The sequence below is a fragment of the Stutzerimonas sp. KH-1 genome (genome assembly GCF_054483855.1).
Window position 1 is genome coordinate 1,162,252 of record NZ_CM137011.1, and the last position, 14,166, is coordinate 1,176,417.

The 14,166-nt window shown below is 61.0% G+C and carries 12 protein-coding genes; 10 read left to right on the forward strand and 2 right to left on the reverse strand.

Features of this window, described 5'->3' with window-relative positions; all coding sequences use genetic code 11:
- The first annotated feature begins 140 nt into the window (after positions 1–140).
- The 9 genes from moaA (at position 141) to ACX1DW_RS05730 (ending at position 12,901) form a co-directional block, all read left to right on the forward strand.
- Positions 141–1,136 (forward strand): GTP 3',8-cyclase MoaA, encoded by a 996-nt coding sequence (moaA, locus tag ACX1DW_RS05690; protein ID WP_125886587.1) that lies wholly within the window; start codon positions 141–143, stop codon positions 1,134–1,136.
- A 234-nt stretch (positions 1,137–1,370) separates the two neighbouring features.
- Complete coding sequence (gene smc / locus ACX1DW_RS05695; protein ID WP_458992979.1) at positions 1,371–4,859, forward strand: chromosome segregation protein SMC; 3,489 nt, start codon at positions 1,371–1,373, stop codon at positions 4,857–4,859.
- A 182-nt stretch (positions 4,860–5,041) separates the two neighbouring features.
- Positions 5,042–5,875, forward strand: coding sequence for a cell division protein ZipA (zipA, locus tag ACX1DW_RS05700; RefSeq protein ID WP_458992980.1), 834 nt, complete (start codon positions 5,042–5,044; stop codon positions 5,873–5,875).
- A 289-nt stretch (positions 5,876–6,164) separates the two neighbouring features.
- The gene (ligA, locus tag ACX1DW_RS05705; RefSeq protein ID WP_458992981.1) at positions 6,165–8,540 is read left to right on the forward strand and encodes an NAD-dependent DNA ligase LigA; all 2,376 of its coding nucleotides are present in this window, start codon (positions 6,165–6,167) and stop codon (positions 8,538–8,540) included.
- A gap of 403 nt (positions 8,541–8,943) precedes the next feature.
- The gene (locus tag ACX1DW_RS05710) at positions 8,944–10,131 is read left to right on the forward strand and encodes a flagellin (RefSeq protein WP_458992982.1); all 1,188 of its coding nucleotides are present in this window, start codon (positions 8,944–8,946) and stop codon (positions 10,129–10,131) included.
- 77 nt (positions 10,132–10,208) lie between these two features.
- Positions 10,209–10,568: a flagellar protein FlaG gene (locus tag ACX1DW_RS05715; RefSeq protein ID WP_458992983.1), complete on the forward strand. Its 360-nt coding sequence runs from the start codon at positions 10,209–10,211 to the stop codon at positions 10,566–10,568.
- Positions 10,569–10,634: 66 nt separating this feature from the next.
- On the forward strand, positions 10,635–12,053 hold the full coding sequence (gene fliD / locus ACX1DW_RS05720) for a flagellar filament capping protein FliD (protein ID WP_458992984.1): 1,419 nt from the start codon (positions 10,635–10,637) through the stop codon (positions 12,051–12,053).
- Positions 12,054–12,174: 121 nt separating this feature from the next.
- The gene (fliS, locus tag ACX1DW_RS05725) at positions 12,175–12,561 is read left to right on the forward strand and encodes a flagellar export chaperone FliS (protein WP_458992985.1); all 387 of its coding nucleotides are present in this window, start codon (positions 12,175–12,177) and stop codon (positions 12,559–12,561) included.
- Between the two features lie 46 nt (positions 12,562–12,607).
- A complete protein-coding gene (locus tag ACX1DW_RS05730) occupies positions 12,608–12,901 on the forward strand; it encodes a flagellar protein FliT (RefSeq protein ID WP_458993385.1) in 294 nt (97 codons plus the stop codon).
- A 123-nt stretch (positions 12,902–13,024) separates the two neighbouring features.
- Here ACX1DW_RS05730 and ppnP read toward each other — a convergent pair whose 3' ends face one another.
- Both ppnP and ACX1DW_RS05740 read right to left on the reverse strand, forming a co-directional pair.
- A complete protein-coding gene (ppnP, locus tag ACX1DW_RS05735; RefSeq protein ID WP_102841286.1) occupies positions 13,025–13,306 on the reverse strand; it encodes a pyrimidine/purine nucleoside phosphorylase in 282 nt (93 codons plus the stop codon).
- 76 nt (positions 13,307–13,382) lie between these two features.
- Positions 13,383–13,724 carry a DMT family protein gene (locus ACX1DW_RS05740; protein WP_267932701.1) on the reverse strand — a complete coding sequence of 114 codons (342 nt, stop codon included), beginning with the start codon at positions 13,722–13,724 and terminating at the stop codon, positions 13,383–13,385.
- Positions 13,725–13,853: 129 nt separating this feature from the next.
- Here ACX1DW_RS05740 and ACX1DW_RS05745 point away from each other — a divergent pair, with 129 nt between their 5' ends.
- The gene (locus tag ACX1DW_RS05745) at positions 13,854–14,105 is read left to right on the forward strand and encodes a YkgJ family cysteine cluster protein (protein WP_247655434.1); all 252 of its coding nucleotides are present in this window, start codon (positions 13,854–13,856) and stop codon (positions 14,103–14,105) included.
- Positions 14,106–14,166: the final 61 nt, after the last annotated feature.

Sequence of the window (14,166 nt, forward strand, 5' to 3'; positions counted from 1 at the left end):
TCGGTCCATTAAAGCATTGCGTTGCGGCGACTGCATGTCGCGTGGTGGCGTTGCAGCTGCGCCATTGGTAACGTCGCTTTGCCTGAATCGTACTTAGCGCATAGTCTGACTACAGGCGCATCCAGCAGTTGGAGAGTTCCATGCCCGATTCCCAGTTGGTCGATCCATTCGGCCGGCGCATCACTTACCTGAGGTTGTCGGTAACCGACCGCTGCGATTTTCGCTGCACCTATTGCATGAGCGAGGACATGGTCTTTGCCCCTCGCGCGCAGATTCTCACGTTGGAAGAACTCTATGCGGTGGCCGACGCCTTTATCAGTCTGGGCGTCAAGCGCATTCGCGTGACCGGTGGCGAGCCGCTGGTGCGTAAGGGGCTGACCAGCTTGCTGGCGCGCCTGGGCGAGCGCAGCGAGCTGGAGGATCTGGCCATCACCACCAACGGCTCGCAGTTGCCAAGCCTGGCTGCATCGCTGCACGAAGCCGGCGTCAAGCGGCTCAACATCAGCCTCGACTCGCTCAAGCGCGAGCGTTTTGCCGAGCTGACCCGGCGTGACCGGCTCGATCAGGTGCTCGAAGGAATCGAGGCTGCGCGCAGCGCCGGCTTCAAGCGCATCAAACTCAACAGCGTCGTGCAGAAGGGCCGCAACGACGACGAGATTCTCGATCTGGTGGAATTCGCCATCGAGCGCGGGCTGGATATCAGCTTCATCGAGGAAATGCCACTGGGCAGCGTGTCCAGTCATCAGCGGCAGATCACCTTCTGCTCCAGCGACGAGGTGCGTGAGCGCATCGAGGCGCGCCATACGCTTGTGCGCAGCAGCCATGCCACGGGTGGCCCTTCGCGCTACTGGCAGGTGGCAGGCAGCGAGACGCAGGTCGGCTTCATCTCCCCGCACAGCAACAACTTCTGCGGCAGCTGCAACCGTGTGCGCATCACAGCCGAGGGCAAGTTGGTGCTGTGTCTTGGCCACGAGGGCGCGCTGGATCTGAAGAGCCTGATGCGCCGCTATCCGGGTGACAGCGAGCGCTTGCGCAATGCGCTGGTGGATGCCCTGCAGCTCAAGCCGGAAAAGCACCACTTCCGCACCGACGAGCAAGTCCAGGTGGTGCGTTTCATGAGCATGACCGGCGGCTGAGACCGTTTCGTCGTCCATTCACCGAATGGCGCTTCATTCCTGTGTTCCTCCTGTCGCCATAGAGCATGGCGAGGTGCGCGGCTGCGTTTCTGTGCGCCGACGCGCTGCGAGACAGCCGGGGCGCCGTGATAAGCTTCGCGGCTTCTTGCCAGTAGCCCAATCGATGCCAGGAATCCCGATGCTCATGGCGACTCCGCTTGTTCGTTTTCCCGCTGATCGCCACGGATAGGCCGCATGCGACTGAAAAGCATCAAACTCGCCGGCTTCAAGTCCTTCGTCGATCCCACCACGGTCAGCTTCCCCAGCAACATGGCGGCGGTGGTCGGCCCGAACGGCTGCGGCAAATCCAACATCATCGACGCCGTACGCTGGGTCATGGGCGAAAGCTCGGCGAAGAACCTGCGCGGCGAGTCGATGACCGACGTCATCTTCAATGGCTCCAACACGCGCAAGCCGGTGACCCAGGCGAGCATCGAGCTGATCTTCGACAATTCCGATGGCACGCTTACCGGCGAGTACGCCGCCTTTGCCGAAATCTCCATCCGCCGTCGCGTCACCCGTGATTCGCAGAACACCTACTTTCTCAACGGGGTGAAGTGTCGGCGCCGCGACATCACCGACATCTTCCTCGGCACCGGGCTCGGGCCGCGCAGCTATTCGATCATCGAGCAGGGCATGATCTCCAAGCTGATCGAGGCCAAGCCGGAGGATCTGCGCAACTTCATCGAAGAGGCGGCCGGCATCTCCAAGTACAAGGAGCGCCGGCGCGAAACCGAGAATCGCATCCGCCGCACTCACGAGAATCTGGCGCGCCTGACCGACCTGCGCGAAGAGCTGGAACGCCAGCTCGAACGCCTGCACCGTCAGGCGCAGTCGGCGGAGAAGTATCAGGAATACAAGGCCGAAGAGCGCCAGCTCAAGGCGCAGCTGTCGGCACTTCGTTGGCAGGCCTTGAACGAGCAGGTGGGCCAGCGCGAGCAGGTCATCGGTGATCAGGAGGTCGCCTTCGAAGCGCTGGTGGCCGAACAGCGCAGCGCCGATGCGAGCATCGAGCGCCTGCGGGACGGTCACCATGAGCTGTCCGAACGGTTCAATCAGGTGCAGGGTCGCTTCTATTCGGTCGGCGGCGACATCGCGCGCGTCGAGCAAAGCATCCAGCATGGGCAGCAGCGCCTGCGTCAGTTGCAGGACGATCTGCGTGAGGCAGAACAGGCGCGCCTTGAGACCGAGTCGCACCTTGGCCACGACCGCACGCTGCTGGCCACGCTCGGCGAGGAGCTGGCGATGCTCGAGCCGGAGCAGGAGCTGTCCGACGCTGCTGCCGAGGAGTCTGCCGCCCAGCTGGAAGAAGCCGAATCCGCCATGCAGGCCTGGCAGGAGCAGTGGGAGCGCTTCAACCAGCACAGCGCCGAGCCGCGCCGCGCCGCGGAAGTGCAGCAGTCGCGCATCCAGCAGCTGGAGCAGAGCCTTGAGCGCCTGGCCGAGCGGCAGCGCCGTCTGGATGACGAGCGAGCGTTGCTGGCGGCCGACCCGGAAGATGTCGCGATCCTTGAGTTGGACGAGCAGCTTGCCGCTAGTGAGCTCGAGCTCGAAGCATTCGCCGCGGCGGGCGAAGCGCTCAATGAACGTCTTGAGCAGTTGCGTGAAGAGTTGCAGCTGGCGACCCGAACCCAGCAGCAGGCGCAAGGTGAACTGCAGCGCCTGAATGGGCGAATCGCGTCGCTGGAGGCGTTGCAGCAGGCGGCGATGGAGCCGGGTAAGGGCGTCGCTGAATGGTTGCGCGAACAGGGGCTGGAGCAGCGCCCGCGGCTGGCCGATGGGCTGCGCGTCGAGCCAGGCTGGGAACTGGCGGTGGAAACCGTGCTGGGCGCGGATCTGCAGGCGGTGCTGCTGGATGATTTCGCCGAGGTCGAGCTTGCGGGCTTCCAGCAGGGCGAGCTAAACCTGGCCAACGCGTCGCTTGGCGGTGTCCGCTGCCCTGGCAGTCTGCTGGAACGGGTCGAGTCGGCGCAGGATCTTTCGCCATGGCTGGGCCGCGTGCGGCCGGTCGAATCGCTGGAGCAGGCACTGGCCGCGCGCGCGTCGCTGGTCGAGGGCGAGAGTGTGGTCAGCCGCGATGGCTATTGGGTCGGCCGGCATTTTCTGCGTGTGCGTCGCGCGAGCGAGGCAGAGTCCGGCGTACTGGCGCGCGGTCAGGAGCTGCAGCGCTTGCTGGCCGAGCGTGACGAGCGCGAAGCGAGCCTGGCGACGATGGAGGACCGAATCGCCGTGCTGGGCGGCGAGCAGTCCCGTCTGGAAGGCGAGCGCGAACAGCAGCGTCGTCAGCAACAGGAAGAAGCACGCAAGCATGGCGACCTCAAGGCCAAGCTGTCGGCCGGCCAGGCACGCCTGGAACAGCTGGCGCTGCGCCGTCGTCGGCTGGACGAGGAGCTGGCCGAGCAGCAGGAACAGCGCGAGATCGAGACCGAACAGCTGGGCGAAGCGCGCCTGCAGCTGCAGGAAGCGCTGGAAGCGATGGCGCAGGATACCGAGCAGCGCGAGACGCTGCTGGCCAGCCGCGATGGCATCCGTGAGCGGCTCGATCGTATTCGCCAGGAGGCGCGGCAGCATAAGGATCATGCCCACCAGCTGGCGCTGCGGGTCGGTTCGCTCAGGGCGCAGCACGAGTCGACGCGCCAGGCTCTGGATCGGTTGGAACAGCAGTTCGAACGCGCCATCGAGCGCCGCGAGCAGCTGACGCTGAACCTGGAGGAGGGTGAGGCACCGCTGGAAGAGCTGCGCATGAAGCTCGAAGAGCTGCTGGAGCGGCGCATGGGCGTCGAGGACGAGCTCAAGCATGCGCGTCTGGCGCTGGAAGACGCCGATCGCGAACTGCGCGATGCCGAGAAACGCCGTACCCAGGCCGAACAACAGGCGCAGTTGCTGCGGGGGCAACTGGAGCAACAGCGCCTGGGTTGGCAAGAACTGAGCGTCCGGCGCAAGGCGCTGCAGGATCAGCTGCACGAGGACGGCTACGACCTGCACGGCGTGCTCGCCACGCTAGCCGGCGACGCCAGTGAACAGGCCTGGGAAGCTGAGTTGGAGCGCTTGGCTCAGCGTATCCAGCGTCTGGGGCCGATCAACCTGGCGGCGATCGACGAATATCAGCAGCAGTCCGAACGCAAGCGCTATCTCGATGCGCAGAACGACGACCTCGTCGAAGCGCTGGACACGCTGGAAAACGTCATCCGCAAGATCGACCGTGAAACCCGCAACCGCTTCAAGGAAACCTTCGACCAGATCAACAGTGGCCTGCAGGCGCTCTTTCCGAAAGTGTTCGGCGGCGGCAATGCTTATCTGGAACTTACCGGAGAAGATTTACTCGATACCGGGGTGGCGATCATGGCGCGTCCGCCCGGAAAGAAGAACAGCACCATTCACCTGCTTTCCGGCGGCGAAAAGGCATTGACTGCGCTGGCGCTGGTGTTTGCGATCTTCCAGCTAAACCCGGCGCCGTTCTGCATGCTGGATGAAGTCGATGCGCCACTGGACGACGCCAACGTCGGCCGTTATGCGCGACTGGTCAAGGAAATGTCGGAGAAAGTGCAGTTCATCTATATCACCCACAACAAGATCGCCATGGAAATGGCCGATCAGCTCATGGGTGTGACGATGCATGAACCGGGTTGTTCACGGTTGGTGGCAGTCGATGTCGAACAGGCTGTGGCACTGGCCGAAGCATGAGGATTAAGCCGCGCATTTGAGCGTTTTTGATACTGAAGAGCCCATAAAAAGAGAACTACCGCACGGTGCAAATTTACCGTTCGTCGTGCTAGCTTAGGGCACAATTTTTACGATGCGCTGAGAGCAGTCCCAGGTGACCGCTTGTTGCGTCTTTATCATCGAATTCAGAGGTTAATGCATTAATGGATATCGGTCTGCGCGAGTGGCTGATCGTCATCGGCATCATCGTCATTGCCGGCATTTTGTTCGACGGCTGGCGTCGCATGCGCGGTGGCAAGGGCAAGCTGAAATTCAAGCTGGACCGCAGCCTTTCCAACCTTCCCGATGTCGATGATTCCACCGAGCTGTTAGGGCCGGCTCGCGTGGTGGATCGTGAGCATGAGCCTTCGCTGGACGAAGCCGACATGCCGCCGGTGAGCGCCCGCCAGTCTGGTCGCGACGTGGGCAAGAAGCGCCGGCATGGCGAGCCTTACCAGGGCGATCTGCAACTGAGCACTGACGAGCCGGTGCCGACCCTGCTGGATCCGGTCGTCGGCGACGCGGACGATGTCGAGGCGCAGCCGGCGAAAGAGCAGGCACCGGTGGAAGAAGTGCTGGTCATCAACGTCATCTGCCGCGATCCGCACGGCTTCCGTGGCCCGGCATTGCTGCAGAACATCCTGGAAAGCGGCCTGCGCTTCGGTGAGATGGACATCTTCCACCGCCACGAAAGCATGGCCGGGAACGGTGAGGTGCTGTTCTCCATGGCCAATGCAGTCAAGCCCGGCACCTTCGATCTGGACGATATCGATCATTTCACCACGCCGGCCGTGAGCTTCTTCCTTGGTCTGCCGGGGCCGCGTCATCCCAAGCAGGCCTTCGATGTCATGGTCGCCGCGGCGCGCAAGCTGTCCCAGGAGCTCAACGGCGAGCTGAAGGACGACCAGCGCAGTGTGCTGACCGCCCAGACCATCGAACACTACCGCCAGCGCATCGTCGAGTTCGAACGCCGACAGATGACCATCAAGCAACGCTGATAACTCACCGCACCGGGCCTCGCGCCCGGTGTTGCGTTTGATTGGGCAGGCTCGCTTTCACTGGCCTGCCTCCTCGCTCTGCAGACTGTCGTAGGGTGGGCTTCAGCCCACCGGCACTTCGCTTCAGCGCATCGTCACGCAACGCTGCCTGCCCAGCCCGACCCCAGCCAACAGAACCCGCAGACCTGCCTTCGGACTCGCATTCGGCTAGAATCCGACGCCTTCCATATCAACCAAGGCGCGCTGATGCGGTCTGAATCAGCACAGCCCCAGTCACGGCTCCGTCCCTATGCCTTCCGCCCAAACCGCCGCCGAGCGTATTGCCGAACTACGCAGCGAAATCGACGCCCACAACTACCGCTACTACGTGCTCGACGAACCCAGCGTTCCCGATGCGGAGTACGACCGCCTGTTCAACGAACTCAAGTCGCTTGAGGCGGAGCACCCGGAGCTGGTGACGCCCGAGTCGCCGACCCAGCGGGTCGGCGGAGCGGCACTGGCGGCGTTCGGTCAGGTGCGCCACGAAGTGCCGATGCTGAGTCTGGGCAATGCCTTCGAGGAGCAGGATCTGCTCGATTTCGACCGCCGCGTGCGCGAAGGGCTGGATCTGCCGGCGGGCGACCTGTTCGGCGATGACGCTGTGGTCGAGTACAGCTGCGAACCCAAACTGGATGGTCTGGCGGTCAGCCTGCTTTATGAGAACGGTCATCTGGTGCGCGGCGCCACCCGGGGCGATGGCAGCACGGGTGAGGACATCAGCGCCAACGTGCGCACCGTACGCAACATTCCATTGAAGCTGCATGGCAGTGGCTGGCCTGCGGTACTCGAGGTGCGCGGCGAGATCTACATGCCGAAGGCCGGCTTCGAAGCGCTCAACGCGCGACAGCTGGAAAGCGGCGGCAAACCCTTCGCCAATCCTCGCAACGCCGCTGCTGGAAGCCTGCGTCAGTTGGATTCGAAGATCACTGCCAGCCGTCCGCTCGAACTGTGTGCCTACGGCGTCGGCCGCAGCGACGGCGAACTGCCTGACACGCACATCGGTATTCTCCAGGCCTTGAAAGGTTGGGGTCTGCCCATCAGCCGTGAGCTGAAACTGGCCAAGGGCGTCGCCGAATGCCGCGCCTATTACGACGCCATCGGTGAAAAGCGCGACGCGCTGCCTTACGAAATCGACGGTGTGGTGTTCAAGGTCAACGCGGTCGCGCAGCAGCGTGAGCTGGGCTTTCGGGCGCGCGAGCCGCGCTGGGCCATCGCCCACAAGTTTCCCGCGCGGGAGGAAATCACCGAACTGCTCGATGTGGAATTCCAGGTCGGCCGCACCGGTGCGATCACCCCGGTCGCACGGCTAAAGCCCGTGCAGGTGGCGGGCGTTACGGTGTCCAACGCAACCCTGCACAACATGGACGAAGTTGCACGTCTGGGCGTGATGATCGGCGATACGGTAATCGTGCGCCGCGCCGGTGATGTCATTCCGCAGATTCTCGGCGTAATCGCCGAGCGTCGCCCGACCGATGCCCGCGCCGTGCATGTGCCGGAGCAGTGCCCGGTGTGTGGTTCTGCCGTGGAGCGGACCCAGCTGATCAAGCGCAGCAAGGGACGTGAATCGGTCAGCGAAGGCTCGATCTACCGCTGCGTCGGCCGGCTGGCCTGCCAGGCGCAGCTTAAGCAGGCGATCATCCATTTCGTGTCGCGCCGAGCGATGGATATCGACGGCCTGGGCGACAAGATCGTTGAGCAGCTGGTCGATAGAGGGTTGGTCAAATCGCCGGCGGATCTCTACTGCCTGACCCATGAGCAGGTCATCGATCTGGAAGGTTTCGCCGAAATATCCACGCGTAACCTGCTCAACGCCATCGATGCTAGTCGCAAACCGAATCTCGCAAGGTTCGTCTACGCCCTCGGGATACCAGACGTCGGTGAGGAAACCGCCAAATTGCTGGCACGCGCGCTGGGTTCCCTGGAGCGAATCAGCCGGGCATTGCCGGACGTGCTCGTCTACCTGCCTGACGTGGGGCTCGAAGTCGCTCATGAAATCCATAGCTTCTTCGAGGACGAACACAACCGCACGGTCATCGCGCTGCTGCGCGAACGCGGTGTCGAGCCGCAGGAGGAGGGCGAGGTACATCCTGAATTCGCAGGCTGCGCGACGCTGGCTGACCTGCTCGACCGGCTCAACATTCCTCATATCGCCCGCACGGGTGCGCAGCGCCTGGCAGAGCGCTTCCGCACGCTCGAGGCAATCATCGCCGCCGACTGGCTCGACCTGCGTCAGGTAAAGCGCCTCACCGAAAAGGCCGCACGCTCACTGCGCGACTACTTCGACAAACCCGAGAACACCGAACGCGCCCGCGCTATCGAAGCGCAGTTGCGGGATTTCGGTATGCACTGGGAGAGCGAGAGGAAATCTGCGGAAGGCCTGCCGCTGGCCGGGCAGACCTGGGTACTGACCGGCACGCTGGAAACCATGAGTCGTGATGAAGGCAAGGCGCGGCTGGAGGCTTTGGGGGCAAAGGTCGCCGGGTCCGTATCCGCCAAAACCAACTGCGTAGTAGCGGGCCCAGGCGCGGGCTCGAAGCTCACCAAAGCCAACGAACTCGGCGTGACGGTGCTCGACGAAGCGCAATTCCTCGAGTGCCTCGCTCAGCTTGGTTCGGCAAGTATGTAGCGCGTCAGCAACGCCTCATCCCGCGAGCTTCGCTGTCATACCCGCTCCCCAAATGGTTTCACCGAATCTGTGGGGGCGGCCTTGGCCGGGACGCGCCAGCAAAGCTCACCAGCAGTGAGCGAGCTCCCGTTGACGACGGGCCAGGGAAACGGCTTCAGCCATCCCCTAAAGTTTTCCCCGCTTCACCCGAAAAGCTAGTCAAGCAAGTCCGCAGTATGGATGTGCTGGCGTAGCGTTGGAGCGGTACCGGGCTCACGAAAAAGTTCGAATCTGCCCTAAAGCCAACCCAAACGGCGCCGATAAGCTAATCGAATGCGAACTCAATGGGTGCCTGGGCACAAGCCGGCCCGGAGTCGCAAGCTCAGGCAACCCTAAGTAACTAGCGCCTTTGGAGGCAAACACCATGGCTCTTACCGTCAATACCAACATCCCTTCGCTGAACACCCAGCGTAACCTGAACAGCTCGTCCAACGCGCTGGCCACTTCGATGCAGCGCCTGTCCACCGGTAGCCGCATCAACAGCGCCAAAGACGACGCCGCCGGCCTGCAGATCGCCAACCGCCTGACCAGCCAGGTCAACGGTCTGGGCGTCGCGGTTCGCAACGCCAACGACGGTATCTCCCTGGCTCAGACCGCTGAAGGCGCCCTGCAGCAGTCCACCAACATCCTGCAGCGTATGCGTGATCTGGCCCTGCAGTCGGCTAACGGTTCGAACAGCGATTCCGAGCGCGAGGCGCTGAACTCCGAAGTTGGTCAGCTGAAGAAAGAATTGGACCGGATCAGCAATACCACGACCTTCGGTGGTCGTCAGTTGCTGGATGGTACGTTTGGTACAGCTAGCTTCCAAGTAGGTGCCGCTGCGAACGAAATCATTAGCGTAAGCATCGATAAAATGAGTTCGAGTTCGCTGAAGGGTACTTACTTTGAAACTACGTCTACCGAGGCAGCGACAGCTCCGGCGACTGGTGCCGTGAAATCCGGAACACTAACGGCGACGTTCTCCGACGGTACGACTCAAGGTATAGACGTCGAATTTACTGGGACTGAAACTGCAAAAGAAGTGGCTGAGAAGGTTGCTGCCGCGGTAAACGACGCAAATATCGGCATCGGTGCATTTGTAAACAGCAGTGACGAAATTGAGTATGTGTCGAAGGCCGTAGATGACGGCACAGGCACGCTTGAAGCTCATGTGGATATTCTCGCGTTCGATGCAGCTTCCGCAACTGAGTTCGGTGATCTGGGCTTTGCCACTGGGACTATGGCCGCTGGCACAGCGGATGAGGTTGGCGAAATTGACATCACCACCTCTAAGGGCGCACAAAGCGCAGTCCTGGTTATCGATGATGCAATCAAGATGATCGACTCTCAGCGTGCCGACCTCGGTGCTGTGCAGAACCGCTTCGACAACACCATCGCGAACCTGCAGAGCATCTCCGAGAACGTATCTGCTGCTCGCGGCCGTATCGAGGACACTGACTTCGCTGCCGAAACTGCAAATCTGAGCAAGAACCAGATTCTGCAGCAGGCCGGTACTGCGATCCTGGCCCAGGCCAAGCAGCTGCCGCAGGCAGTCCTCAGCTTGCTGCAGTAAAAGCAGGAACAGGAACGGCGCAAAGGATGGGGAAGCGGCTTGGCTGCTTCCCCATCGATTCATTTACGAGGTGAATCATGGACGTCGCAAAAATGTCTGGAATGGCCATTTCTTCAGCCGCTTCAGGTTCCTCACCCAGTCTTCTTCGGGAGCCTGGGCTTTCGTCGTCCGGCCGGCAAGAGCCTGCGCCAGCCGACGAAGGGCGTGCAATGGGAGCGGAGGGGATCGGGGAAGTGGTGGATCGCCTCCGCTCGCAGGTTCAGAATCTGCAGCGGGATTTGAGTTTTAGTGTCGACGACTCGACGGGCGACGTGGTTGTGCAGGTCGTTGATGGCGAGTCGGGCAAGGTAGTACGCCAGATTCCTTCGGAAGAAATCCTGCGCTTGGCTGAGCGGCTTGACGAGATGCGTAGCCTGTTGTTCGAAACCAAGGCATAAGCGGCATGGTTCTTGATGGCAGGTTTGTTTCGCGACAGAACGTGATTTAATTGACGAGGTGAGGCTATGGCGGGCGTAACGGGCATTGGTTCCGGTATCGACATCGACAGCATCGTGGCTGGCATGGTGGCGGCCGAGCGCGCGCCGAAAGAGTCACAACTCAAGACGCTTGAGTCCAAGACCACCACGCGGATTACCGCCATCGGCACACTCAAAAGCGCAATCAGTGAATTTCAGACGGCGCTGGGTAACCTGAACAAGCCTGAGTTGTTCCAGGCCCGTGCTGCCTCTTCCTCCAATTCCGACCTGCTTTCGGTCAAAGCCGGGGTAACTGCAGGCGCGGGCAGTTATACGGTGGCGGTCACTCAGCTTGCCGCCGGCAGCAAGGTGGCGCTTCAGGCATTCCAGGATGACCCTGAGAACCCCATCAAGCTCGGAACCGGTACGCTGACGGTAAGCGTAGGCGGTACCGAGCTGCCCGCCATCACGGTGGACGACAGCAACAACACCTTGGCCGGCATTCGTGATGCGATAAACAAGGCAGGCGCGGAGAAGGGCGTTTCCGCCACCATCGTGACCGACGATGCCGGTTCCCGCCTGGTGCTCAGTAGTACAACTACCGGGGCGGGTGAAGACATCGCCGTCGCGGTGGGTGCGCCTACTGGCGATCTATCCAAGCTTGAGTTTGCTGGCGGTGTCGCGAAGCCGGGCGCTGATGGTTCGGCGGGCGTTATTTCGGCGGCCCAGAGTGCCCTGCTAATCGTTGACGGCCTCAGCGTTACCAGCAAGACCAACACGATCACCAGCGCCATCGAAGGGGTGACGCTGGAGTTGAAGGGTGAGACAGAAGCTGGAAAGCCGCTCACTGTGGGCGTGACGCTGGATGAAGCTGGGGTCAAGAAGCAGGTTCAGTCGTTCGTCGATGCGTACAACAAGTTAATCGGCGTGATTAACTCTCAAACCAAAGTCACGACGGTGGGAGATGACAAGGCCCCGGTAACCGGAGCGTTGGTGGGTGACGCTACCGCCCGTACGTTGCTTAATACGATTCGCAACGAATTGGTATCCGTGCAGGGCTCTGGCAGCATCCGCGCCCTCACCGATATTGGTATCACTACGCAGAAAGACGGTACGCTGAAGGTCGACGACGACAAGCTGGCTGCGGTGATGGATGGCAGTTTTGAAGCGCTTTCCGGCCTCTTCGCCGGGGAGAAAGGCCTTGCTACTCGGCTCGATGAGAAGCTTAAGCCTTATACGGAAACTGGCGGCATACTCGAGCAACGCAACAAGGTAATGACGGAGACGATATCGAAGATCGACAAACAGAAGGAAGATCTCGATCGACGCATTGCCTCGTTGCAGGAGCGTTTGTACAAGCAGTTCAACGCCATGGATATGTTGGTAGGGCAGTTGTCCAACACGTCTTCGAGTTTGTTGGCCTCGCTGGAAAACTTGCCTTGGGCTGCTAGCAACTCCAAAAAATGAATCAAGTTGAGTATGAAAAACCGCCGCCAGGCGGTTTTTTGTTTTCAGAACAAACTCAAGTCCTGCGCCAGACGACCGATAAACAGGCATGTGAGATCGATGTGGCAAGGGGCTCATCCAAATGAATGCTATGGCAGCAATGCGGCAATACCAGCAGGTTGGCGTAAAAGCCCAGGTTACCGAGGCCGACCCGCATCGCCTGATTCAGATGCTGATGCAAGGCGGTTTGGATCGTATCGCTCAGGCCAAAGGTGCGATGGAGCGTGAGGCTTTCGCTGAGAAGGGTGTGCTGATCGGCAAGGCCATCAATATCATCGGTGGGCTGCGTGATGCGCTGGATCAGGATGTTGGCGGCGAGCTGGCGGCCAACCTTGATCGCCTGTACGAATATATGACGATGCGCCTGTTCGAAGCGAGCCGACATAATGATGTCGACAAACTGAACGAAGTGGGCAGGCTTCTGGGTGAGATAAAGCTGGCTTGGGATCAGATCGCGCCCAAGGGCTGATCCACCTGAAGCTGACTTGTTTGCCTACCGTGTTTTCGGGGAAAAGATGTCGTTGAAGAAGCAAGCCTTTGCCGCTTTGGCGCAAAAGCTCCGCGGCGCACTGAGCGCAGGGGAGTGGGATGCGGTCAGCTCGCTGGATCATGAGTGCAGCGCGCTGGTGGCGTCATTGTGCGACGAAGATGCAGTTGATGCCGGGCTGCGTGCGGAAATCGACGCAGTGGCGGCTCTGTATGATGAGCTTCAGCAGGCTGGGCGCGCTGAGCGTGAGCGGCTGGCCGCGGAGCTGACCAAGCTGAATCAGGCCAAGCAGGTCAGCCGTGCTTACGGGTCGTTAGGCTAGGCGCCCGTCACGCTGGATCCTTCGCGCGGCGAAGCTGGGCGGTGAGGGTGCGCGTGGAGTAGGGTGGATGACGCTTCGCTCATCCACCGCGAACCCACCGTCTCCGGCAGTGCTCGCTGCGTCTCAGCGGTACTCGCACAGATACGCGGTGTCTACCTTGACCTTCAACTGAAATTTGCTGTTCGCCGGTACCGTGAACTGGCTGCCGCTGGCAAAGGTTTCCCAGGCATCGCTACCCGGAAGTTTCACGTCCAGGCTGCCAGCAACTACATGCATGACTTCCAGCTGCGCAGTACCGAATTCGTATTCACCTGGCGCCATGACGCCGATCGTGGCGGGGCCTTCAGCCATGTCGAACGCGATGGATTTGACGGTGCCGTCGAAGTACTCGTTAACCTTGAACATTTGGGTGCCTTTGCAGGATTGGAAAAGGGGCGCCAGTATGCCCAAGCGACTGGGCTGGCGTCACCTGGCATGTGTGCTAGCTGCGGAATATGAAGTACACGGCACCGATCAGGCAAAGCCCTGCCCATAGATAATCGAGCTTCAATGGCTGCTGCATGTACAGCACGCTGAACGGAACGAACACCATCAGGGTGATTACCTCCTGCATGATCTTCAGCTGGCCAATCGACAGCTCGGTATAGCCAATGCGGTTTGCTGGCACCATCAGCACGTATTCGAAGAATGCGATGCCCCAGCTGATCAATGCGGCGATAAGCCAGGGTTTACCGTTCAGGCTTTTCAGGTGGCCGTACCAGGCGAAGGTCATGAACAGGTTGGAGCAGCAGAGCAGGGCGGCGGTTTGCAACCAGACGGGCATGATGGTTGTGGGCTCGAAATGATGACGCGCTAGGGTATTTCCAAGCGTTTTCGCCTGCAATGATGCATCTGGTGCGTAACCTTCAGCCGGATTATTATCGCGCCCGTTTTTTCACTGAGTGGCAGTTTTATGGATTGTCGCCCCGGTTGTGGTGCCTGCTGCATCGCGCCTTCCATCAGCTCACCTATTCCCGGAATGCCGCACGGTAAACGCGCTGGGGAGTGCTGTGTTCAATTAAGCGCTGACTTTCTCTGTTTGCTGTTCGGTGATCCGCGGCGGCCGGCCGTGTGCTCGGCTTTTTCGGCTGACCCTGTTTGTTGTGGGGAAAACAGGGAGGACGCGATTCGTCTGCTTGGCTGGCTGGAGCAGGCGACGGCGTAGCGATAGTCTTGGGTTTGCTGCCTGGCGGTCCCGTTGTTCTGGCGGTTCCGGCTCGAAGCTG

What these genes read in the sequence shown, in the direction of transcription:
- moaA (WP_125886587.1), top strand. Translation starts at nt 141, where the DNA reads ATGCCCGATTCCCAGTTGGTCGATCCATTCGGCCGGCGCATCACTTAC.
- smc (WP_458992979.1), top strand. Translation starts at nt 1,371, where the DNA reads ATGCGACTGAAAAGCATCAAACTCGCCGGCTTCAAGTCCTTCGTCGAT.
- zipA (WP_458992980.1), top strand. Translation starts at nt 5,042, where the DNA reads ATGGATATCGGTCTGCGCGAGTGGCTGATCGTCATCGGCATCATCGTC.
- ligA (WP_458992981.1), top strand. Translation starts at nt 6,165, where the DNA reads ATGCCTTCCGCCCAAACCGCCGCCGAGCGTATTGCCGAACTACGCAGC.
- ACX1DW_RS05710 (WP_458992982.1), top strand. Translation starts at nt 8,944, where the DNA reads ATGGCTCTTACCGTCAATACCAACATCCCTTCGCTGAACACCCAGCGT.
- ACX1DW_RS05715 (WP_458992983.1), top strand. Translation starts at nt 10,209, where the DNA reads ATGGACGTCGCAAAAATGTCTGGAATGGCCATTTCTTCAGCCGCTTCA.
- fliD (WP_458992984.1), top strand. Translation starts at nt 10,635, where the DNA reads ATGGCGGGCGTAACGGGCATTGGTTCCGGTATCGACATCGACAGCATC.
- fliS (WP_458992985.1), top strand. Translation starts at nt 12,175, where the DNA reads ATGAATGCTATGGCAGCAATGCGGCAATACCAGCAGGTTGGCGTAAAA.
- ACX1DW_RS05730 (WP_458993385.1), top strand. Translation starts at nt 12,608, where the DNA reads ATGTCGTTGAAGAAGCAAGCCTTTGCCGCTTTGGCGCAAAAGCTCCGC.
- ppnP (WP_102841286.1), bottom strand. Translation starts at nt 13,306, where the DNA reads ATGTTCAAGGTTAACGAGTACTTCGACGGCACCGTCAAATCCATCGCG.
- ACX1DW_RS05740 (WP_267932701.1), bottom strand. Translation starts at nt 13,724, where the DNA reads ATGCCCGTCTGGTTGCAAACCGCCGCCCTGCTCTGCTGCTCCAACCTG.
- ACX1DW_RS05745 (WP_247655434.1), top strand. Translation starts at nt 13,854, where the DNA reads ATGGATTGTCGCCCCGGTTGTGGTGCCTGCTGCATCGCGCCTTCCATC.